The 20,340-nt window shown below is 60.9% G+C and carries 16 protein-coding genes and 1 pseudogene; 6 read left to right on the top strand and 11 right to left on the bottom strand.

Annotated features, from left to right (window positions below; genetic code table 11):
- Positions 1-23: 23 nt before the first annotated feature.
- Both GA0061101_RS33085 and GA0061101_RS33080 read left to right on the top strand, forming a co-directional pair.
- A complete protein-coding gene (locus tag GA0061101_RS33085; protein ID WP_037197408.1) occupies positions 24-935 on the top strand; it encodes a DMT family transporter in 912 nt (303 codons plus the stop codon).
- Positions 936-1,009: 74 nt separating this feature from the next.
- Positions 1,010-3,052, top strand: coding sequence for an NADH:flavin oxidoreductase (locus GA0061101_RS33080; RefSeq protein ID WP_037197410.1), 2,043 nt, complete (start codon positions 1,010-1,012; stop codon positions 3,050-3,052).
- Here the strand turns inward: GA0061101_RS33080 and GA0061101_RS33075 are convergent.
- A complete protein-coding gene (locus tag GA0061101_RS33075; protein ID WP_037197411.1) occupies positions 3,034-4,116 on the bottom strand; it encodes a LacI family DNA-binding transcriptional regulator in 1,083 nt (360 codons plus the stop codon). The genes GA0061101_RS33080 and GA0061101_RS33075 overlap by 19 nt on opposite strands.
- Before the next feature lie 186 nt (positions 4,117-4,302).
- Here GA0061101_RS33075 and GA0061101_RS33070 point away from each other — a divergent pair, with 186 nt between their 5' ends.
- The 4 genes from GA0061101_RS33070 to GA0061101_RS33055 all read left to right on the top strand — a co-directional run bounded on the left by GA0061101_RS33070 (position 4,303) and on the right by GA0061101_RS33055 (position 8,923).
- A complete protein-coding gene (locus GA0061101_RS33070; RefSeq protein ID WP_047561427.1) occupies positions 4,303-5,130 on the top strand; it encodes an ABC transporter substrate-binding protein in 828 nt (275 codons plus the stop codon).
- Between the two features lie 67 nt (positions 5,131-5,197).
- On the top strand, positions 5,198-6,727 hold the full coding sequence (locus tag GA0061101_RS40840; RefSeq protein ID WP_037197415.1) for an amino acid ABC transporter permease/ATP-binding protein: 1,530 nt from the start codon (positions 5,198-5,200) through the stop codon (positions 6,725-6,727).
- A 69-nt stretch (positions 6,728-6,796) separates the two neighbouring features.
- Positions 6,797-7,924 carry an NAD(P)/FAD-dependent oxidoreductase gene (locus GA0061101_RS33060; protein ID WP_037197416.1) on the top strand — a complete coding sequence of 376 codons (1,128 nt, stop codon included), beginning with the start codon at positions 6,797-6,799 and terminating at the stop codon, positions 7,922-7,924.
- Positions 7,925-8,560: 636 nt separating this feature from the next.
- Entirely contained in the window at positions 8,561-8,923 is a 363-nt protein-coding gene (locus GA0061101_RS33055; protein ID WP_037197418.1) for a hypothetical protein, read from the top strand.
- 24 nt (positions 8,924-8,947) lie between these two features.
- Here the strand turns inward: GA0061101_RS33055 and GA0061101_RS33050 are convergent, their stop codons facing one another.
- The 10 genes and pseudogenes from GA0061101_RS33050 to GA0061101_RS33005 all read right to left on the bottom strand — a co-directional run.
- Entirely contained in the window at positions 8,948-10,012 is a 1,065-nt protein-coding gene (locus GA0061101_RS33050) for an ABC transporter ATP-binding protein (RefSeq protein WP_037197420.1), read from the bottom strand.
- Positions 10,013-10,029: 17 nt separating this feature from the next.
- Positions 10,030-11,544, bottom strand: a complete 1,515-nt coding sequence (locus GA0061101_RS33045) for a DUF5060 domain-containing protein (protein WP_037197421.1) — start codon at positions 11,542-11,544, stop codon at positions 10,030-10,032.
- A gap of 36 nt (positions 11,545-11,580) precedes the next feature.
- Positions 11,581-12,444: a carbohydrate ABC transporter permease gene (locus GA0061101_RS33040; RefSeq protein ID WP_197072761.1), complete on the bottom strand. Its 864-nt coding sequence runs from the start codon at positions 12,442-12,444 to the stop codon at positions 11,581-11,583.
- A gap of 20 nt (positions 12,445-12,464) precedes the next feature.
- Positions 12,465-13,364 (bottom strand): carbohydrate ABC transporter permease, encoded by a 900-nt coding sequence (locus tag GA0061101_RS33035; protein WP_037197423.1) that lies wholly within the window; start codon positions 13,362-13,364, stop codon positions 12,465-12,467.
- 94 nt (positions 13,365-13,458) lie between these two features.
- Positions 13,459-14,712 carry an ABC transporter substrate-binding protein gene (locus tag GA0061101_RS33030; protein WP_037197425.1) on the bottom strand — a complete coding sequence of 418 codons (1,254 nt, stop codon included), beginning with the start codon at positions 14,710-14,712 and terminating at the stop codon, positions 13,459-13,461.
- Positions 14,713-14,796: 84 nt separating this feature from the next.
- Positions 14,797-15,438, bottom strand: a complete 642-nt coding sequence (gene dhaL, locus GA0061101_RS33025) for a dihydroxyacetone kinase subunit DhaL (protein ID WP_037197427.1) — start codon at positions 15,436-15,438, stop codon at positions 14,797-14,799.
- A pseudogene (locus tag GA0061101_RS33020) lies at positions 15,435-16,456 on the bottom strand (dihydroxyacetone kinase subunit DhaK). Before GA0061101_RS33020 ends, dhaL begins: the two are co-directional and overlap by 4 nt.
- Positions 16,457-16,515: 59 nt before the next feature.
- Positions 16,516-18,399 (bottom strand): D-apionate lactonase, encoded by a 1,884-nt coding sequence (gene apnL / locus GA0061101_RS33015; protein WP_037197428.1) that lies wholly within the window; start codon positions 18,397-18,399, stop codon positions 16,516-16,518.
- Positions 18,396-19,430, bottom strand: a complete 1,035-nt coding sequence (locus tag GA0061101_RS33010; RefSeq protein WP_037197429.1) for a Gfo/Idh/MocA family protein — start codon at positions 19,428-19,430, stop codon at positions 18,396-18,398. The genes apnL and GA0061101_RS33010 overlap by 4 nt, the downstream gene beginning before the upstream one ends.
- A 123-nt stretch (positions 19,431-19,553) precedes the next feature.
- A partial coding sequence (locus GA0061101_RS33005) for a phosphogluconate dehydrogenase C-terminal domain-containing protein (protein ID WP_141694149.1) occupies positions 19,554-20,340 on the bottom strand: 787 nt, incomplete at its 5' end.

The following is a 20,340-nucleotide window of genomic DNA, read 5'->3' as shown; positions in this document are numbered from 1 at the left end:
GGTTTCCTTTCTGAGTCCATTACATGACATTCCAGTTCCCGACCCGCTCCGCTTTTGCCAGCGATTATGAGAGGGGCGTTGTACTCGTGGCTACGGCAATGCTTGCGTGGAGCTGCAGCGGCATCTACGCACGCCTTCTCACCACGGACATTTGGACGGCGATCGCCTGGCGATCGTTGTTTGGCGGCCTGTTCCTGCTGATTCCCAGCTTTTTCCTCGAAGGTGGGTTTTCACGGCGCCAATGGGCCTCGATCTTTCATCCGGCCGGCCTGGCGATGCTCGCCTGCCAGATGATAAGTCAGGCCTGCTTCATCGGCGCGCTTTACATGACCACGGTCGCAAATGTGACCATGATCTATGCGACGGCGCCATTTATCGCCGCGTTTCTCAGCTGGATCATGCTGAAGGAGCGCGTGGCGAAGCGGACGTTGATTGCCGGCGGCGTCTGCCTGATCGGTGTTGCCGTCATCGTCGCCTCCTCGATCGGTGGCGGTACCGGTGTCGGCGATCTGCTGGCGCTCGGCATGACAATCACTTTCGCCCTTATCATCGTCATCCCGCGCATGGATCGCAGCATTCCGATCCTGCCGTCGAGCGTTGTCGGCGGGCTCCTGACATTCTTGATCTTCGTGCCTTTCGCCTCGACAAGCTCGCTGGACGTTTATAACTGGCTTTTGCTGGCCGCCTTCGGGGCGACGAATTTCGCACTCGCCTTCGTCCTCTTCCTTTTCGGGTCTAGGCGTATGCCCGCGGCCGATGCGGCCCTCATCAGTTCGATGGAGATCGTGCTGACCCCTTTCTGGGTCTGGCTTTTCTTCTCCGAGACGCCGCCCGTTGCCACATTCATCGGCGGGGCGATCATCTTCGCGACGATCGTCTGGCACACGGCTGTCGATCTGCGACATGGGCGCCGTGCTCGTGTGCCCGCCGAATAGGCTATAGCCATCGGCCCTCGTCTCGGCAAAGATAGCAGCTTGAGCCTCGATTTCACAAAAGCGATGAAAGTGATATGACCTCCAACGATCCCTTGCTCCGGCCCTATCAACTCAAGCACCTCACGCTGAAGAACCGCATCATGTCGACGGCGCATGAGCCGGCTTATTCGGAAGACGGGATGCCGACGGATCGATACAGGCTCTATCATCGGGAGAAAGCAAAGGGCGGCATCGCGCTGACCATGACGGCGGGTTCCGCAGTCGTCTCGCCGGATTCGCCGCCGGCATTCGGCAATCTCCATGCTTATCGCGACGAGATCGTTCCATGGCTGAAGAAGCTTGCCGACGACTGTCATGAATTCGGTGCGGCCGTGATGATCCAGTTGACCCATCTCGGTCGCCGCACCGGTTGGAACAAGGGAGACTGGCTGCCGGTGCTGGCGCCGTCGCCGATCCGCGAGCCGGCGCATCGCGCCTTTCCAAAGGCTGCCGAAGACTGGGATATTGAGCGGATCATCGCCGATTTCGCCGCCGCCGCCCAGCGCATGCAGGCTGCCGGCCTCGATGGCATCGAGATCGAGGCCTACGGCCATCTGACCGACGGCTTCTGGTCGCCGGCGACGAACAGGCGCGAGGACGAGTTCGGCGGTTCGCTTGAAAACCGCATGCGCTTTTCGATGATGATGACCAAGGCGATCCGCAAGGCGGTCGGACAGGATTTCATCGTCGGTATCCGGCTTGTGGCCGATGAGGATTGGGAGAAGGGACTGTCACGGGAGGAGGGCGTCGAGATCGCGCGGCGTCTCGCCACCTCCGGCAACATCGATTTTCTCAACATCATTCGCGGGCATATCGACAGCGACGCAGCGCTCAACAACGTCATCCCTATCCAGGGAATGGCGTCGGCGCCGCATCTGGATTTTGCCGGCGAGGTGAGGGCGGCGACCAAGTTCCCGGTCTTTCACGCTGCCCGCATCGGCGATGTCGCGACGGCCCGCCATGCAATTGCGGAGGGCAAGCTCGATATGGTCGGCATGACACGCGCCCATATTGCCGACCCGCATATCGTCAACAAGGTGATGTCGGGGCAGGAAGCCCGCATCCGCCCTTGCGTCGGCGCGACCTACTGTCTCGATCGCATCTATGAAGGCGGCGAAGCGCTCTGTATTCACAATGCGGCGACCGGCCGCGAGGCCGAGATGCCGCATCAGATCGAACGGGCAGCGGTGTCGCGGAAGGCCGTTGTCATCGGTGCCGGCCCAGCCGGTCTGGAGGCGGCTCGTGTCCTCGCCGAGCGCGGCCATACGGTTGATGTACTCGAAGCAAGCGGGAAGGCCGGCGGTCAGGTCAATCTCCTCACCCGCAATCCGCGCCGCAAGGAGATGATCGGGATCATCGATTGGCGGCTGTCCGAATTGGAGCGGCTCGGCGTCACGATCCATTACGACGTCTATGCCGGGGCGGATGAGGTGATGGCATTCGAGCCCGATCTCGTCGTCGTGGCGACAGGTGGCATTGCACAGTCGCCCGAACTCGACGGTGGCGATGGCCTTGTCACGTCTTCATGGGACATTCTGGCCGGCGCCGTGAAGCCCGAGGGGCAGGTCCTGCTCTACGACGACAATGGCGGGCATCCGGGCATGTCGGCCGCCGAGGTCATCGCCAATAGCGGCGCCGAACTGGAGCTTGTCTCGCCAGAGCGTTTCTTCGCGCCGGAAATGGGCGGCATGAACCATGTGCCCTATGCGAAGACCTTCGCCGAGAAAAATGTCCGGGTCACCATCAATACGCGGCTGAAATCGGTGCGCCGCGACGGCAATGCGCTGGTTGCGGTTCTGGGGTCCGATTTTTCCGAACAGACGCTGTGGGAGCGCCGTGTTTCCCAGGTCGTGGTCGAGCATGGCACCGTCGCCAATGACGAACTTTACCTTGAGCTGAAGCCGCTGTCGCGCAACCTCGGCGCAATCGACTATCCGGCCTTGATTGCGCGTCGTGCGCCGCTGCCGGCGAAAAACGAAGCGGGTGCATTCGACCTGATCCGTATCGGCGATGCGATCGCGAGCCGCAATATCCATGCCGCCATTTATGATGCGCTGCGCTATTGCTCGCTGCTGTGAGGCGGCGAGGCCACCGATCCGCGCTTGATCAGGCTCGTTTTGACGGCAGTGCGCTCGACCGGCATATCCCTGCCGTTCAGTCTTGAAATCAGCCTTTCGGCTGCCTTCTTGCCCATCTCGTAGACCGGCTGGTCGACGACGGTGATTGGCGGCGTGGTGACGGTCGTCCAATCGGCATCCAGGAAGGAAATCATCGAGATATCGGCGGGTATGGACAGTCCGAGGGCTTGCAGCGACTTGAATACCCTGAGGCCGACGAGACTGTCGGATGCGACGAGCGCGGTCGGCACCGGCATTTCTTGCAACAGGTGTTTGACGACTGCATCCGTACGCGCCTGATCGGTGGCGCCGAGCCGCACATAGCGCTGCGGGTCTTCAATTCCCGCGGCAGCCTGCGCTTTCAGCACCCCTTCCACGCGCTCGCGCACTGCGGAGTTGGAAAGTTCGCGGCTGTCGGTAAGCCGCTCGTCAGCGGCGTCCATGGCCGATATATAAGCGATATGGCGATGCCCGGCGTCGAGCAGGTAGCGTGTGGCGGTGGCGGCCGCGTCGAAGTCATCGCCGGTCACGGAGTCGACGCCAAGCTCCGGAATGCTTCGGTCAAACAGCACAAGCGGCACTCCGACGCGGCGTATGTCCCGCAGGTGTTCCATTCGGTCGCATCGCGCCGGCGTGACGATGAGGCCATCGACGCGCTTGCCGATCAGCAGATCCACCGCCGATTTCTCCGCCTCCAGCTCTTCTCCGGAATTTGCGATGATGACATTGAAGCCGGCCATTCGGGCGACGTCGCTGATGCCGCGCACGGCGAGGCTGAAGAAGGCGTTCTCGATATCGCCGACGACCACGCCGATGATGCCGGATTTGCCCGTCGTCATGCTGCGGGCGAGTTCGTTGGGGCGATACTCAAGCGCTGCGGCCGCCGCCGTCACCTGCGCGCGAATCTTGTCGCTGACTACGCCGTAGCCGCCCAGAACACGCGCTGCGGTGGCCTTCGAGACCTTCGCCGCCCTGGCGACATCGGCGACGGTAACGGAGCGTTTCGAAGCAAGCGGTTCTTCCATGGGATGACGACTACAAGAGTTGTTGACGGGAGGTCAATCTCAAGTTAACAAATATCTGGTGAGACCGGTCTCTTTATATTTGAGACCGGTCTCTTGTCCAGATATCCCTTTTGATAGTCGATCAGGGATGTGGGCGGAGCATGCATGAATGCCGATAAGAGCATCCTTTCAGAGCGGAGAACGAACATGAAAATATCTGGCATCTTCTCAGCCATCGCGGCGCCCTTGCGCGCGGGCGTGCTGGCCTATCTCGTCGCGGCAAGCGTCGGCCCGGCTGTCGCGGCCGACAATCCCTATAATCTCATCGATCCGAACGTCATCAGCGTCGGCACCATGGGCGACTCCAAGCCCTATGCCTTTACCACGGCCGACGGTCAGTTCAGCGGCTTCGATATCGAACTGTTCCTCAACGTCGTCTCGCGCATGGGCTTTCCGAAGGACAAGGTGACCTTCACCGGTCAGGAGTTTTCGGCCCTGCTGCCATCGGTTGCCAATGAGCGTTTCGACGTCGCCGTCGCGGCGATCGGAACCACCGAGGCACGCAAGAAGACGGTGGATTTCTCCGACGGTTACCTCGCCGGCTATCTTTCGGTTCTGACCTCCGACGCCGCGATCAAGGACGCCGACGGCCTCAAGGGCAAGCGCCTCGGCGTCGTGCAGGGCACCTTGCAGGAGATCTATGCAACGAAGAATTTTACCGGAACGGACCTGGTCAAGTTCCCGGACAATAATTCGGCGGTCGCGGCACTCAACAACGGCACCGTCGCTGCGCATTTCCTCGATTATGAAGCCGCCAAGCAATATGGCGAACGCTATCCCGCGCTGAAGATCGCCGTGAACATTCCGTCCTTCGACGCGCCGGCAGGTTTCGTCGTCAAGAAGGGCAATGATGCCTTCCGTGTGGCGCTCAACAAGGGGCTGCATGACGCGATGCAGGACGGCACCTGGAAGACGCTTTACGAAAAGTGGTTCCCGGGTTCGCCGATGCCGGACCAGTATCTTCCCAAGAAGTAAGGCCGCGCTCCGCCCGGCCTGCCGGGCGGAGCATCCGCCTGCTCTCGAGAATTTCATGGGGAATTGAATGGACTGGCTAGAAAATCTCCGCCGCAGCTTCCTTGATTGGGATGCGATGGCGGAAGTCCTGCCGAGCATGATCACCGTCGGTTTGAAGAACACGCTGATCCTGGCGGCGGCCTCCACAGTGCTCGGAGTCGTCATCGGGATGGTGCTGGCGGTGATGGGCATCTCGCAATCGCGATGGCTGCGCCTGCCGGCGCGCATTTATACAGACATCTTTCGCGGCCTGCCGGCAATCGTGACGATCCTGATCATCGGTCAGGGCTTCGCACGCATGGGCCGCGCCCTCTTCGGCCCATCGCCATTTCCGTTAGGGATCATCGCGCTCAGCCTGATTGCAGGCGCCTATATCGGCGAGATTTTCCGTTCCGGCATTCAAAGCGTCGAACGCGGCCAGATGGAGGCCTGCCGAGCGCTCAGCATGAGCTACGGGCAAGGGATGCGGCTGATCATCATTCCGCAGGGCGTGCGGCGCGTCCTGCCGGCCCTCGTCAACCAGTTCATCGGCAACGTTAAGGATTCGAGCCTGGTCTACTTTCTTGGGCTATTGGCGGCGGAGCGCGAGATCTTCCGCGTCGGCCAGGACCAGGCAGTCGTGACCGGAAATCTCTCGCCGCTGCTACTTGCAGGCGTCTTCTATTTGGTGATCACCGTCCCGCTCACCCATCTTGTCAACTATATCGATGCGCGTTTGCGCCTCGGGCGGCAGGGTCAGGGCTCGGGTGCCGCCAGCGGGCTTGTCGAAGTCACTGAACTGGCGGCAGCGTCGGGTACGCAGCCCGCAAACGGTGCCGGTGCGGCGCGTTTCACGGGGGGAGCCGTCAAGGTCAGCGATCTCAGCATGTCCTATGGCGATCTCGATGTCTTGAAGGGCGTCGACCTCGATATCGCCAAGGGCACGGTGACTTGCATTATCGGCCCGTCGGGCTCCGGCAAATCGACACTGCTGCGATGCCTTAACAGGCTTGTCGAACCCAAGGGGGGCAACATCCTGCTGGACGGCGAAAGCATCCTGGCGATGAAGCCGGAAAGCCTGCGTCGTCGCGTCGGCATGGTGTTCCAGCATTTCAATCTGTTTCCCGATCATACCGCGCTTGAAAACGTCATGCTGTCGCTGACCAAGATCAAGAGGATGCCGAAAGGCGAGGCACGTCGGATCGCCGAGATGCGTCTCACGGAGGTCGGTCTCGCCGGACGCAAGGATCACCGGCCGGCGAGCCTATCTGGCGGCCAGCAGCAGCGCGTTGCGATCGCTCGCGCACTCGCCATGGATCCCGAGGTTATTCTCTTCGATGAGGTCACGAGCGCGCTCGATCCGGAACTGGTCAAGGGCGTTCTCGATCTGATGGCCAATCTCGGACGTCAGGGCATGACGATGGCTGTCGTCACGCACGAGATGGGATTTGCCCGCAAGGTCGCCGATCAGGTCGTGTTCATGGACGAGGGCCGCATCGTCGAGGCAGGCCCGCCTGGGCAGATCTTCGACAATCCCCGAAGCGAGCGGCTGAAGCGCTTCCTCGCCGAGGTTCTCTGACAAGCAGGGCTGGCGAGAATTTCGGCAGCCTTTCGATCGCAACATCCATTGTAGACAAGGTTACTCAACATGCATGCTCCCACTCGTCCTTCGAAAGTCATTGTCGTCGGCGGCGGTATCTTCGGGGTTTCAACAGCGGTTCATCTTGCGCGGCTCGGTATTCGCACGACCATCATCAACGACGGCCCGCTGGCAAACGGTGCATCAGGCCGCTCGCTTGCCTGGCTCAACTCGTCGCGTCGTCGCTCCGACGCCTATCATCGGCTGCGTCTTGCCGGTATCGATCGCTATCGCACGCTTTCTGCCAAATATCCGGATGCCGCATGGCTGCGCTTCGACGGCGGCCTGACCTGGGATGCCGACGATGCCGGTAACGAGATCGCCGCGGTCTTCGACTATGAGCGTGACCTTGGCTATCACGCGCAATTGCTTGCCCCCGAAAACATCGCCGGGACGACGCCGGGCGTCGATGCGCGCTCGGTGACACCGCAGGGCGCAATCTTCAATCCGGGCGAGGGTTGGGTCGATCTGCCGTTGCTGATCGGCGTTCTCGCCGAGGAATTTGTGGCGCTGGGCGGCGAAATCGTCACCGATGCCGGTCGCGCGACGATCGACGTCGAGGACGGCCGTGTCCGCGGTGTCACCACATCGAACGGAACCCGCTGGCAGGCCGATGCGGTGCTGCTTGCTGCAGGCGGCGCGGTGCCGGCGATCGTCGCGGAGGCCGGCCAGCATATCGGCGATGGGACGCCGATTGCGCTTCTGGTCAGGACGAAGCCGATCGATCACGCGCTGAAGGCCGTGCTCAATACGCCCCGCGTTGCCATCCGGCCCACGCCGGATGGTGCTTTCGCGCTGGATTCTGCATGGTCCGAGGAGGAAGTCATCGTGAATGCGGACGGCAGTTACGACATCAAGTTCTCGACGCTCGAAGGTCTGCTGCAGGAAGCCTCCAAGGTGCTGGAGGGCAATCCTAAGCTCGAAATCGGCGATTACGGCGTCGGCCCCAAGCCCATTCCCGGCGACGGCGAGCCGGTCTTCGGAGAGCTGCAGGCGCTGCCGGGCTATTTCGTCGCCTTCAGCCATAGCGGCGCGACCCTCGGCCTGATTGCCGGCGAGTTGCTTGCCGACGAGATCGCGACCGGCAAGCGCCACCCGCTTCTGGCCGATTTCCGGCCGGAGCGTTTTTCCAGATAGCCCGGCCGCATTCTCTGGCATCAGCGCAAGCTGCCGAGCACACTCGATCCCGTCGCCAGATTGTCGACGAACACGGTCATGGCGTAGCATGCGACGAGCAAGTCCATCAGATATCCGATCAGCGGTCTACAGGCTGCCGCTGATTGGCTCGCTTTGTGGCGAGACGGACGGCTTTCAGCGGCCCGAAGGGACGTGTCTTGAAAAGATCTCGCCGAAAATGCCGGCAATGTCAGCAGATTGAAGATTATGAACTGACGGGGGCCGGCCCCGATGAGGCTGAAGGCGGCATTGCAGGCAAGACAGCTGACCCATAGATGCAGAGGCGTCTGGTGAGAAAGCGGCGCGTACCCATCAGCGTGCCGCGCACGCCTGTGGCACAGCTTGATTCCTCATCGCGGTTCTCTCGCAAAGCAGGCCCTTTTTGTTTCCATCTCGATGAGCGTAGGAAACCAGCCTTCCGGGATCGCGTGTGTGTGGTTATGTTGCGGCATATTTTTAAAATTTGCCGCGTAATTTTTCGCGGACAAACACCGCTTTTCAGGGCAGCCACTGTCCTGCAACAAAATGTAACAACTTATAATACCGCGTTACATCCGAATCGGTATATTCGCCTCAGCTTGAACGAGAGGCCGCCCGATGCTTTCAGACTATTCGTCGTCCCAGTCCCAAACCGATGTGCTGATCTGTCTGGATAATCAGCAGGTTGCTTCCCGCATCGGTTCTGTTCTGTCGGAGCAGGGGCTGACGGTGGCGTCCATGCCGGCGACCGGTATCCAGGAATGGTTCGAGCCGAACGGTTGTCAGCTGGTGATCACGCATACGGCAATGATCGGCGAGGTGCGAACCAGATTGAAATTGCCCGTCGTCAATCTCGAAGCCTTCATATTCGATCGCCCCGAACATGTTGCCGAGGGCGCTGCGCGGCAATTCGACGGCGATGCGTTCATCAAACGGGTCTTCCTGGTCATGAGCGACGCCCGCAAGCGCACGTCGCGATGATGCGCGCGCAGTGGCCCAGATAGTTCACAAGCGCTGCTGGGTGACCTTGTCGAAGAAGTGAAGGTTCGGCGACTTCAGGGAAATCTGCACGACTTGGCCGGGCGTAAGCTCGGCGCGTTCCCTCATCACCCACGTGATTTCCCTGCCTTCCAGCTCAAGCGCGACATGGGTCTCGGAACCGGTCGGCTCGATCACGCTCACGGTCGCGGCGATGCCCTCATCGCTCGCAAAGGCTATGTCTTCCGGACGGATGCCGAGGATGATGTCTCGGGCGTCTGCCTGGGCCGGGACGTGCGCCAGCGGGATGCGGGTTCCGGACGGCAGGGTGAGCGCCGGCGTCGCGCCGCCGGTGATCCGGCCTTCGAGGAAGTTCATCGCCGGCGAGCCGAGAAAACCCGCGACAAAAACATTTTTCGGACGATCGTAAAGCTCCAGCGGCGAGCCGACCTGTTCCACCTTGCCGCCTTGCAGCACGACGATCTTGTCGGCCATGGTCATCGCTTCGATCTGGTCGTGCGTGACATAGACGATCGTTGTCTTCAGGCGTTGATGCAGGGCCTTGATCTCGGCGCGCATCTTCACGCGCAGCTTGGCATCGAGATTGGAGAGCGGTTCGTCGAAGAGGAAGACCTTCGGATCGCGCACGATGGCGCGGCCCATGGCGACGCGCTGGCGCTGACCGCCGGAAAGATGTGCCGGCTTGCGACCCAGCAGCGGCTGCAACCCGAGGATATTCGCGGCCTCGCCGACCTTCCGGTCGATCTCGGCGCGCTTGGCGCCGGCAAGCTGCAGCGCAAAGCCCATGTTCTCCGCGACCGTCATCTGCGGGTAGAGCGCGTAGTTCTGGAACACCATGGCGATGTCGCGATCCTTCGGCGGCAGGTCGTTGACGACCCGTCCGCCGATCGAGATCTCGCCGCCGGTAATATCTTCGAGTCCCGCGATCATGCGCAGCAGCGTCGACTTGCCACAGCCCGACGGCCCGACAAGAATGACGAATTCGCCGTCCGAGATTTCGACATCGACGCCATGGATGATATTGACGGCGCCGTAGGACTTCCTGACGTTCTTGATGGTCAATCCGGACATGAAATTCTTCCCTTGGATCAATGCTTCTTCCGGATACGCAGCGCCTGACAAGGCTTGCCCGGTAATTCCACGCCGAAAGCCGCATCCGCCTTGCCGCCGCGCACGATCGCGCCGTGCCGTGTCGGGTGAGGGATCGGCGCCTCCACCTTCTTGGCCGGCCTGATCGTCATTTCCCATGTGTCGATGATGTCGACGTCATAGTCCGTGCCGTCCTTCGGCAGGCCCGTCGACCAGATGATCGGCTGGTGTTCACCGAGATAGATGTAGCTGACATCGCCATCACGAGCGCCGGAGACGCGCGTCCATGGCCATTCGCCGGCACCCGCCATCGGCTCGAGGCCGTTGACGACGTCCTGTTCCAGCAGCTCGCGCAGGAAGCCGATGCGCTTCCATGCCTCGCCGCGAAGCTCGCCGCCCTTGGCCCACCAGATGAGGTCTTCCGGATGCGAATAGGTTTCGCCGTGGCCGGCATAGCCGCCGCGTGTCATGGTGATCCAGAAGCGATGGACCAGTTCCTGCGCGGTCAGATTGCCCCAGGACTGGATGATGTTGCCTTCATACTCCGGCTCGTCGTTGACGACGGGCTTGCCGTAGGCGTCGCGCCATTCCTGGGTCCGCTTCACATCCCAGTTCTGGATGCAGGTATGCGTGACCCAAGGCTTGCGATGATCGAAATTCATCGTCTGCTCGCCGTTGTGGATAGATTTCAGGTGACCGTAGGGATCGTTCTCTTCGAGAATGTGGAAGTAGCGGTCCCACTGCGACATCGGCTTGGTGTCGAGAAGGAAATCATATTCGTTGGCAAGCGCCCACCAGACATTCCGATAGGCGGCAAGACGGGCGGCGAGATAGGCGACGTAGCGGAAATCCTGCTCGGCCGACATGTCGGCATAGCCCCAGCGGTCATAGGGATGGAACATGATGATGTCGGCTTCGATGCCGAGATCGCACAGGGCTCCGACTTGCTTTTCGAAATGGCGGAAGAGGACCGGGTTAGGCCTGTCGAAATCTTCTTTGCCATCAGTACCCTTTTCGAAGCAGGGGTAAAGCGGTTCGTTGACGTTGTAGGGATAGTCCTTGGGGAACACACCCATGCGGATCTTGTTGAAACGGGCCTGCTTCAAGGTCTCGAGCGTTTGCGCCTGCATGTCGAGCGGCTGGTGCGTCCAGGCATAGCAGGTGGTACCGAAGGACAGGAAAGGCTTGCCGTCGGCATAGGCGAAATGGAATTTGTTGCGCACGCGCACCGGGCCATGATTGCCCTCCGAAGGCTTGGTGGCGACGAACGAGCCGGTCTTGCCATCGAGTTCTGTACTCTTCGAACGCGTGCGGAACGACCATTCGCCTTCATTGTCCGGCATGAAGCGAACGCGATAGACGCCGTCGCCGTCATAGAAGCCCGGCACGCGGATCTCGCGGCTGTGCTGGCTGAAGACGGCATCGAATGCCACATCGAGATAGGGATTGCCGCCCGAAGGGCCGTTGAAGGCCGCCTCGAAGACACCCCATTTTTCGACGGACGCGTTGGACATGATGTTCTCCTCGATATGTATGGATGATTTGACCGTTCAGCCCTTGACCGCGCCGGAGGTGAGCCCGGAGACGAAGTAGCGCTGGAAGATCAGATAAACGATGGTTGCCGGCAGCACGGTCATGACGATTGCCGCGTTCAACTGCCCGTAATCGTTGGAGAACTGCCCCTGGAAGGACATGAGCCCGAGCGGCAGCGTCCACATGTGCTGGTCCTGCAGCAGCACCAGCGCCATGGCGAATTCATTCCATGTCGAGACGAAATCCAGGATCAGCAGGGCCGCGAGCACTGGCAGGCAGACCGGCAGAAATATCCGGCGGAAAATGGTGAAGTGGCTGGCGCCATCGATCAGTGCGGCCTCGGACAGCTCCTTCGGGATGCCTTTGAAGAAGCCGTGCAGGATGAAGACCTGATAGGGCACGCCAAAGGCGATATAGGGGAGGATGACGCCGGGATAGGTGTCGATCAGGCCAAGCGAATTGACGAGCGTGAACAGCGGCGCCAGCATGACTTGAAAGGGGATCATGGTCCCGAAGACGACGAGAAGCAGCAACAGTTTGCTAAATCGCAAGCGGATCTTGGCGAGAGCATAGGCCGCCATGGCCGACAGGATGAGGCCGAGCGGCACCTTGATGACGGTGATGATGGCGCTGTTGAGGAAGGCGCCGGCGAAATTGCCGCGTCCCCAGGCGTTCGAATAATTCTCGAAGGCAGGATTGGTCGGCGGCATGAAAGCCCCCGTGCTGGTAACCGCTGCTTGCGTCTTCAGCGAGGTGAAGAGGATGAAAATGAAGGGCGCCAGCCAGATCAGCGCGACGACGAGCAGCGTGATCCATAACGCGATCAGGATAGGGTCACGTTTGGGCTTTGCGACAGCAACGGTCTCGAAGCCGTCGGACATGGAGGTCGCCGATGTTGCCGTCATTGCTCGGCCTCCTCATGCTTTTGCGTCCAGCGCAGATAGGGGATGACGACGGCGATGGTGATCAGCAGCAGGACGACGGAGATCGCAGCGCCGCGGCCAAAATCGAAGATCTGCATCGCCTGCGTGAAAGCCCAGAGCGCCAGCATCTGTGTAGATTGCGCCGGTCCACCGCCGGTCAGGCCATAAACGATGTCGAAAGCCTTGAGCGATGAGATTACGGACAGCACCAGCACGATGGTGATCGTCGTGCGAAGTGCGGGAAGCGTGACGTATCTGAAGATGTTCCAACGACCTGCGCCGTCGATGCGTGCAGCTTCGACCAGCGTCTGCGAGACGTTCTGCAGGCCGGCGAGAAACAGGACCATGGAGAAACCGACCGACTGCCAGAGATAAGCGACGAAGACGGAGTAGAGCGCAACGCTCTTGTCTCCGAGCCAGTCCTGTATCCAGCTCTGCAGCCCCAACGAGGTCAGGATCTCGGTGAAGAGGCCGAAGAACGGATCATACATCCACTTCCACATGGTCGCGACCGCGATCGGCGCGATGATGACGGGCAAATAGAAGATGGCGCGAAATGTGTTGCGGGCGAAGAGCTTCTGGTTGAGGCTGAGCGCCAGCAGAAGCCCCACCATCGGCGGGAAGATCACGCACATGATCGTCCAGATAACCGTGTTCCTGAAGGCGACCCAGAAGACGGGATCCTGCGTGAAGATATATTGATAATTTGCAAGACCGACGAAGGGGCGTTGCGGGGCAAGCCCGTTCCACTTCTGGAAGCTCAGAACCACCACGTTCAGCATCGGATACAGTGCGAAGATCACATAGATCAGCATGGCCGGAGCGAGCAGGATCAGCGCCTGGACGCGGGGATCATGGGTTCGGTTTCGGAGTGACATTCTGATTGCTCCCGGCGACGGCTGGCGCATGGCACGAAGGTGAGGGAAGCCGTCCGCCGCGATCGGTGATCGGGGCGGCGGCCTCCCTCGAAGATTAGGTGCGGCCCGAGATGAAGGTCTGCAGCTGCTTGGCCGCATCCGCCGGCTTGATGTTGCCGGCCGCGACATCGTTGATCACCCGGAAATACTCCGTCGTGACATCGAGCGGGAAGGCCTGGTCGCCGTTCATGTAGACCTTGCCGTAGGTCTTGAAGATATCTAGCCATTTTGCTTCGAGCGGCTTTTGGTTGGCATACTGAACGTTCTTGTTGACCGAGATCGAGCTGACCTGCCCGACGAGATCCTGCTGGACCTTGGTCGACAGGAAGTAGTCGAGGAACTTGGCGGCAAGGTCCGGGCTTTTGCTTTTGGTGCTGACGTAGTTGTATTCGGCAAAGCCGTAGAGCCGGTTGGTGTTCGTCGGGAACGGCACGACGCCGTAATCGTCGAGATTGACGCCGCTGCCGCTCAGCTGGCTGACAAGCCAGTCGCCTTCCAGCATCATCGCGGCGCGGCCGGCGACAAACAGCGTGTAAGACTGCTGGTTGCTGATCCCCATGAAGGGTTTCAGCGTATAATCGCTGGTCCATTTGGCGAATTCGGTGAAGGCGTCGGTGGCGCAAGGCTCCTTGTTCCAGTCGGTCTTCATGGCCATTAGCGCGTCATGCTTGTCGGCGCCGCATTTGGTTTCGAGCAGTACGTCCATCAGGCGCATCACATGCCAGTTGACGGAGCCGCCGAAGGTGAAGGCAGGAATTCCGGCAGCCTTGAGCTTCTCCGCGTCGGCGAGCAGCTCTTCGTAGGTCTTCGGCTCCTGAGTGATACCGGCCTTTTGGAAGAGCTTCTTGTTGTAGTAGATGGCCTCACCCTTGAAGGTGAAGGGAACGCCATGCTTGCCGCCCGGATAGAGGTCGGCAAAGGCGGCCGCCGAAGGAAGCAGTTCGTCGCTCCACTTGTACTGGGTGTAATATTTGTCCAGCGGCAGCGACAGGCCGGCCTTCACATATTCGCCGCCAAGACCGAGACCGGCCCAGCTGAAATAGATATCCGGACCCTTGCTGGAACCGGCCGCCACGCGAAGGGCGGTCTTGTGTTCATCGACCCCACGCTGGACGATCTGGATATGAGTGCCGGGATTGGCGGCTTCGAAGTCGCTTGCCACCTTCTTGAGGGCGGTGTTGGCGCCGCCATTGTCGAAGTTCAGCGTCCACAGCGTCAGGTCTTCCGCGGCGGCATTGGTCCCCACCAGAGCTGCCGCGGCAATCGTAGCCGCGCCGAACCAACGCGCATATTTCCAACTGATAGCCATCTTCAATCCTCCTCCGAGCTAAGCTGAGGGCGGTTTTGGCAAATAGATATCAGCATGTCAACTGGTATGATGAGCTCATCATCATTATGACGTGAAATGAATATGAAGGCACGCTATGATCACCACCGCCGAAGCGGCTCCAGGATCCATGTGTCCCAAGGCGCGATCGCCAAGCCGGGACGAGCGGCCTTTGGCGGCGATCATCTCCTTGGTTGCGTCGGCTCCCGCTTTCCCAGCCTCCAAGGCGGCGGTCAGGCAAGCGGCAAGCGGCTGGCCTCGGTCACGCGCGGCTCGGCAGGCTATCGCGGCAGGCGCCCATGCGTCGACCATCGTCTTTTCGCCGACCTCCGCCTTGCCTCTGTCCTGAATCCCCTTGGCGAAAGCCGTGAAGATCTCGACCATATCGTCGTCGTTCAGCGATGACTTTCCCTTCGCTGATGCGCCGGCGCGCATCAGCGCGGTTGCGTAGAGCGGTCCGGAAGAGGCGCCGACAGCATTGAGAAAGGATTTGGCGGCCGTGTTGAACACGAGCGTCGGATCGGCCGTCGTTGCATCCAGCCCTGAAACTGCCTTGGCGGCAGCGGCAAATCCGAGTTCCATGGCGATACCATGGTCGGCGTCGCCGATTAAGCCGTCCAGCTCGCACAGGCGATCCTTTTCGCGCGTCATCGCTTCGGCGATGCGGGTAAACAGCGCTTTCAGATCCTCAACCGTCACAGTCGTCATTGCAGGGCCTCACCGGAGCGGAACATGGCGCAATCGCAGGGGTGATCGATCAGTCGCTGGAGTTCGTCATCGAGATGCATCAGCGTGATCGAGGCGCCGGCCATTTCCAGCGAGGTGCAGTAATTGCCGACCAGCGACAAATGGATGACTAGGCCCGCTTCATCGAGCATCATCTTCACCTTGCGCATCAGGATGTAGAGCTCCATGAGGGGCGTCGAGCCCAGCGAATTGATGAGCACGGCAACGCGGTCGCCGCGGGCGGGCTTCATTTCGTGAAGGATCTTACCAACCAGCTCGCTCGTTACTTCATCCGCCGGCTTCAGCGGGCCGCGCGCAACGCCCGGCTCGCCGTGAATGCCCATGCCGATCTCCATTTCATCGGCCCCGAGTTCGAAATTGGGTTTCCGGGTCTGCGGCAGGGAGCAGGGGGAGAAAGCGCGACACCCATCGTAAAAGTCCGCTCATTGGCCCATCGCGCAACGCGTTCGACCTCGTCGAAGCCATACATCATATCGCAAGCCGCACCTGCCGCCTTGAAGACGAAGACGTTGCCGGCGACACCGCGCCGGCGCTCCTTCTGCTCCGGCGGGGCAGAAGCAATATCATCGGTCGTGACGACGGTGCGTACCTCCACATCATCCATGGCAACCATCTCGGCCGCCATGTCGAAATTCATGACGTCGCCGGCATAGTTGCCATAGAGGAACAGCACGCCGACGCCGCCGTCGACGGCCTTGGCGCATTCGATGATGGGGTCGGGCGGCGGCGAGGCAAAGACGTTGCCGATCGCGGCTGCATCGGCAAGTCCCTTGCCGACGAAACCAAGGAAGCTCGGCTCATGTCCCGAGCCGCCGCCAATGACCATGCCGACCTTGCCGGGCCGCGGCCCATGCTTGGCGACGATCGAACGGGGCGACCCTTCCAGAGCGCGAAGGTGGCGGGGATGGGCTGCCAGAATGCCGGCCAGCATCTCGTCGACGGCGGCCGCACCCTCGTTGATCAGTTTCTTCGTCTTCACGCCGGTCCTCCCAAATCACTGCGATTGTTGGGACTAACATGCGCGTCTGCGGGTTCACGTCAATCCGTCAAAGTCGCCGAAGTGACCGCGTAGGCTCCGAGCGTGAGGGCATCGCTTTTGGGCTGGTCAACGGAACGGAAGGGTCCAAGTTCGATCCGGCGCGGTGCGGGGGTGACGTTGACCAGATGCAGTTGCCGCCGCTCACCGGTTCGCGCGGTGACGAAAGCAAGCACTGAGGTCGGCTCGGACGATATGCATTCGCGCCATTGGCTGCCGGCAAGGCGGGCCAGCGTCGCGACCGAGTTGAAGATCGGGCGGGTGGCGCCGGCCGGGGACGGTTCGCTCTTGCCGGCGATGAGGCCGAAAGGTCCGGTCAGTGCGGAGAGCGTCAGGCATTCCAATCCGACATCGAGCACGCGGGCGGCATAGCCGAAAGCGAAGGCTTCGCCGAAACGGGCGCTGTGCCGGGGATCGGTGTTGGCCATGGCGATGCGTCCGCCATCCGGATTGTCCATCGTGCGGCTGCCATAGGGGTTCTGGCGCATGGGTATGGTCGAAGGGCCGATGCGATAGGGCTTGTTGCCGTAGATGGCGCGCACGGAGCGGGTAATGAACGGCAATGCTTCAAGCGTCTGCATGACGCTGAGATCATCAGCCGCATGCACGATCGGATTGGTGCAATGCGTAATGAAATCGAGCGGACCGGCTGGAACCCGCTTGCGATTGAGCTCGGTGAAATAGCTCAGCATGCCGCCGCCGAGACGCATGCCGGGAAAGGCTGCATGTGCGGCGGCATAGACCTCTTCCAGCGGTGGGCATTCCGGCCATTCGCTGCCCGGTGGTGTCGATTGCCGGTCGACGGAAGGAGAAATGACGATCGCATCGGGATTGAAACCTGCCGCTTGCATCCGGCTCGCGATCTGCGTTGCTTCGGCAAGCGGTGTTTGTCGACAGGGTAATGCAATTTCCAGCGTCGAGCCGCCGGAATGAAGCGCGGCGACGGCAGCGAAGGATTTGAAGGCATCGGCACCATGGCCGGCGTCGGGATCGAAATGGAACAGCAGTTCCTGCGGGCCGATCTCGGCAAGCCTGTCGCGGGCCGCAAGCGTTGCCTTCGCTTCCTGCGGCGTGATGATAAGCCCGATCGGTGGCATGACGCCGCTTCTGCTACCGCTCGAAAGTGTGATGGAGCCATTTTCCGCGGAACGCGATGTTGGAGCGATCGATGGGTGCCCCCTATCGCGGATACTGAGAACGATCCGCTGCCGAATGGGCTCACCCACCGATATGCGATAGGGCCAAGGCAAGGCGAGGGGACGGACATAAGTCTTGTAGGACGCATCCGACCAGTTGCGCTGATCCTCCATTTCAAAGATGTCGCCCTCCATGCGGCATTCTGCCGTCACGCTTGGGGTCACGCGGTGTGTGATCGCGCGCATGTCTTTGAAAGGCTGCCACGGCGCGATGAGATCGGGAAACTGCGTCTCCTCGCTGGGGCCATCGACATGCTCGATCGAAACCGGCATGCCTGCGACGCCGACGATCGGATGGAGAATGCAGAAGCCGCAGCGGTTCGTCGCGAAGCCGGTTCGAGAAAGGGCTTCGGCCTCGAAGATCAGAGGTTCACCCGCCTGAGCGGTGATCCGCACATCAATTGCAAGCTCCGTGTCGCCAGGTCCGGCACAGCGCGCGACATAGCTGACGGCGAAGGCGTCCAGACGCTGATCAATTTGTAGGTCGCTGATAGACGGGGCGTAAGTGCCCCAATCGCGGTCGCGGACAAGATAGGAAACCGCGCGCAGCACTTCAGCGCCGTCGTACTTGATGGTACGCAGATTGCCGTCCTTGAAGTCGACAGCCAGCCTGCCGGCAGTCAGCCGCACCGGCGGCGTGTCCGTCTCGCGCGTTCCATAGAGCTGAAACGGGTCGATCCCGGTCGTCATCGCAGCATTGCCTGGATATCGACGGCGCGACCGCTGGCGGCACTCTCATAGGCCGCCTCGACAAGCGCGAAAGTCTTGAGATTATCGGCCCCGGATGTGGAGGTCTCGCTGCCATCCGCCAGACGGTCGGCCCAGTGCTGCTGGATCGCCAGCACGCTCTCCTGGATGTTGTGCCAGGGGCGCGAAGCCCAGGATAAAAGCCGCGGCGAAGCATCAGAGACGGTCATGCCGTCGGGGCCGTTGACTTCGAGGCGATAGCCTTGCGAAAGCCGGATCGTTCCCTTCGGGCCGTCGAGCTCGATCAGCGTTTCCGGGAAGGGTTCGATTGCGAGCCTGGTAGCATAGCTGACATCGACGATCGATGTCGCACCGCTTTCGTGGTCTAACAGGATGGTCGCGACATCCTCACCCCTAATCTTCGGATTGACCCGCTTCGTGCGGGCTGTGAGCGAAGTGACATCGCCGAGAATGAAGCGGGCGATATCGAGCGTATGGATGCCGAGATCCTCGATGATGAAACGTTCGCCTTCGGCGAGATAGGGTTGGCCGGAAAAGACATCGTAGCCTGAGCGGAAGGAAAAGCGGCCCCAGAAGGGCTCACCGATCGTGCCCGATAGCAGGACGTTCTTCACGGCCTGAATGGGTGTCTGCCAGCGGAAATTCTCATGCACCATGAGGGGAATACCGGCTCGGGAGCAGGCATCGACCATCGCCTTGGCATCATCAAGCGTCTTTGCGAAGGGTTTCTGGCAGATTGCCGGGATCTTGTGCGCGGCTGCCATTTCGACCAGGGTACGGTGGCTCTGCACCGTCGTCGCGATATCGACGAAATCGAAGCCACCGTCGGCAAAGAGCGCGGCCGCATCCGTATAGCGCCGTTCGATGCCGAACTGCTCGCCGACGATCTTCAGTCGCTCCGGATCGCGATCGCAGATCGCAACGATATGGGCACCTTTGACGTCTCGCCATGCGTGCATCTGATTGATTGCGAAGAAGCCGCAACCGATCAACGCGCCCCCGAGCTCTGTCATTTCAGCCAGCCTGTGCCATTCGCATGAATGTCACTCAGTTTCATGGTCTCCTCCCAAATACGAAACAAACACCGTTCCCGACAAGGTGATGAAGGGAGGACTGACGCCCTCCCCAGGATCTCCTCAGGTAATACGCCGGATGCTTTCGGCGATCTCCTGCGGTTCGAAAACCTTCTTCCAGTCGTCGCGCATCAGGGCGGGGATTCCGAACTCGATTGCCTTGTTGCAGGCGTCGGAGAAGACGCCGTCGACTTCCTTGAAGATCACGGCACCGAGAACATTCATATGGCCGAGCAGGAAGTCGCGGGCGGCTTCCGCCGGAACGCCGCGGGAAACACATTCATCCATGGCCTGACGCATGACGACGAGCAGCGAGGCGCAAACCGTCTCGGAAAGGCCCGGCTCCAGCATCGCCATCTGCTCGACGGTCACGCGGTGCGAGCGCATGACGGGTGCCCAGATGACCTTGGCGATTTCCTCGCCGAGCGCATAGGCGGTCTCCGGCCCCTGCATCAGGGCCGAGACGATGTGCTGCTTGGCAAACAGGCCACCGAAATGGTCCTTCTTGGCCTGCATGTCCGTCTCGTCGTTGAAGATCGGCGGGTGGCATGGATGGGTGACGAAATAAGTGAGATCCTCGCGCTGCGGCAGATGGCCTGCAAAGGGGGCGGCGGCGTCGAGAGCGACGACCATCGTTCCTGGCTTGAGCTTGTCGACGATGCCGGCGGCGACCTTGCCGATCGCCGTATCCGGAACGGCAAGAATGACCACATCGGCGCCGTCGAGTGCTGCGTCCGCCGGTACGCAATCGATGGCAAGGTCATTCTTCAGCCGCGCTTTGCCGGCGTCGCCGACCTCGACGTGGCGCACGTCGAAACGCGAGCCTTTCAGATTCTTGGCGAGCCGGTAG

Origin of the sequence: Martinezella lusitana (genome assembly GCF_900094565.1) — a bacterium.
Lineage (GTDB): Bacteria > Pseudomonadota > Alphaproteobacteria > Rhizobiales > Rhizobiaceae > Rhizobium > Rhizobium lusitanum.
Note: the sequence above shows the minus strand (reverse complement) of the source record. Positions and strands in the feature narration are given on the sequence as shown.

Coding starts and splice junctions, on each gene's coding strand:
- dhaL (WP_037197427.1), bottom strand. CDS start 15,438: ATGACGACTGTGACGGTTGAGGATCTGAAAGCGCTGTTTACCCGCATC.
- GA0061101_RS33010 (WP_037197429.1), bottom strand. CDS start 19,430: ATGACAGAGCTCGGGGGCGCGTTGATCGGTTGCGGCTTCTTCGCAATC.
- GA0061101_RS33055 (WP_037197418.1), top strand. CDS start 8,561: ATGCTTTCAGACTATTCGTCGTCCCAGTCCCAAACCGATGTGCTGATC.
- GA0061101_RS33085 (WP_037197408.1), top strand. CDS start 24: ATGACATTCCAGTTCCCGACCCGCTCCGCTTTTGCCAGCGATTATGAG.
- apnL (WP_037197428.1), bottom strand. CDS start 18,399: ATGACGACCGGGATCGACCCGTTTCAGCTCTATGGAACGCGCGAGACG.
- GA0061101_RS33040 (WP_197072761.1), bottom strand. CDS start 12,444: ATGTCCGACGGCTTCGAGACCGTTGCTGTCGCAAAGCCCAAACGTGAC.
- GA0061101_RS33075 (WP_037197411.1), bottom strand. CDS start 4,116: ATGGAAGAACCGCTTGCTTCGAAACGCTCCGTTACCGTCGCCGATGTC.
- GA0061101_RS33060 (WP_037197416.1), top strand. CDS start 6,797: ATGCATGCTCCCACTCGTCCTTCGAAAGTCATTGTCGTCGGCGGCGGT.
- GA0061101_RS33070 (WP_047561427.1), top strand. CDS start 4,303: ATGAAAATATCTGGCATCTTCTCAGCCATCGCGGCGCCCTTGCGCGCG.
- GA0061101_RS33030 (WP_037197425.1), bottom strand. CDS start 14,712: ATGGCTATCAGTTGGAAATATGCGCGTTGGTTCGGCGCGGCTACGATT.
- GA0061101_RS33050 (WP_037197420.1), bottom strand. CDS start 10,012: ATGTCCGGATTGACCATCAAGAACGTCAGGAAGTCCTACGGCGCCGTC.
- GA0061101_RS33080 (WP_037197410.1), top strand. CDS start 1,010: ATGACCTCCAACGATCCCTTGCTCCGGCCCTATCAACTCAAGCACCTC.
- GA0061101_RS33035 (WP_037197423.1), bottom strand. CDS start 13,364: ATGTCACTCCGAAACCGAACCCATGATCCCCGCGTCCAGGCGCTGATC.
- GA0061101_RS33045 (WP_037197421.1), bottom strand. CDS start 11,544: ATGTCCAACGCGTCCGTCGAAAAATGGGGTGTCTTCGAGGCGGCCTTC.
- GA0061101_RS40840 (WP_037197415.1), top strand. CDS start 5,198: ATGGACTGGCTAGAAAATCTCCGCCGCAGCTTCCTTGATTGGGATGCG.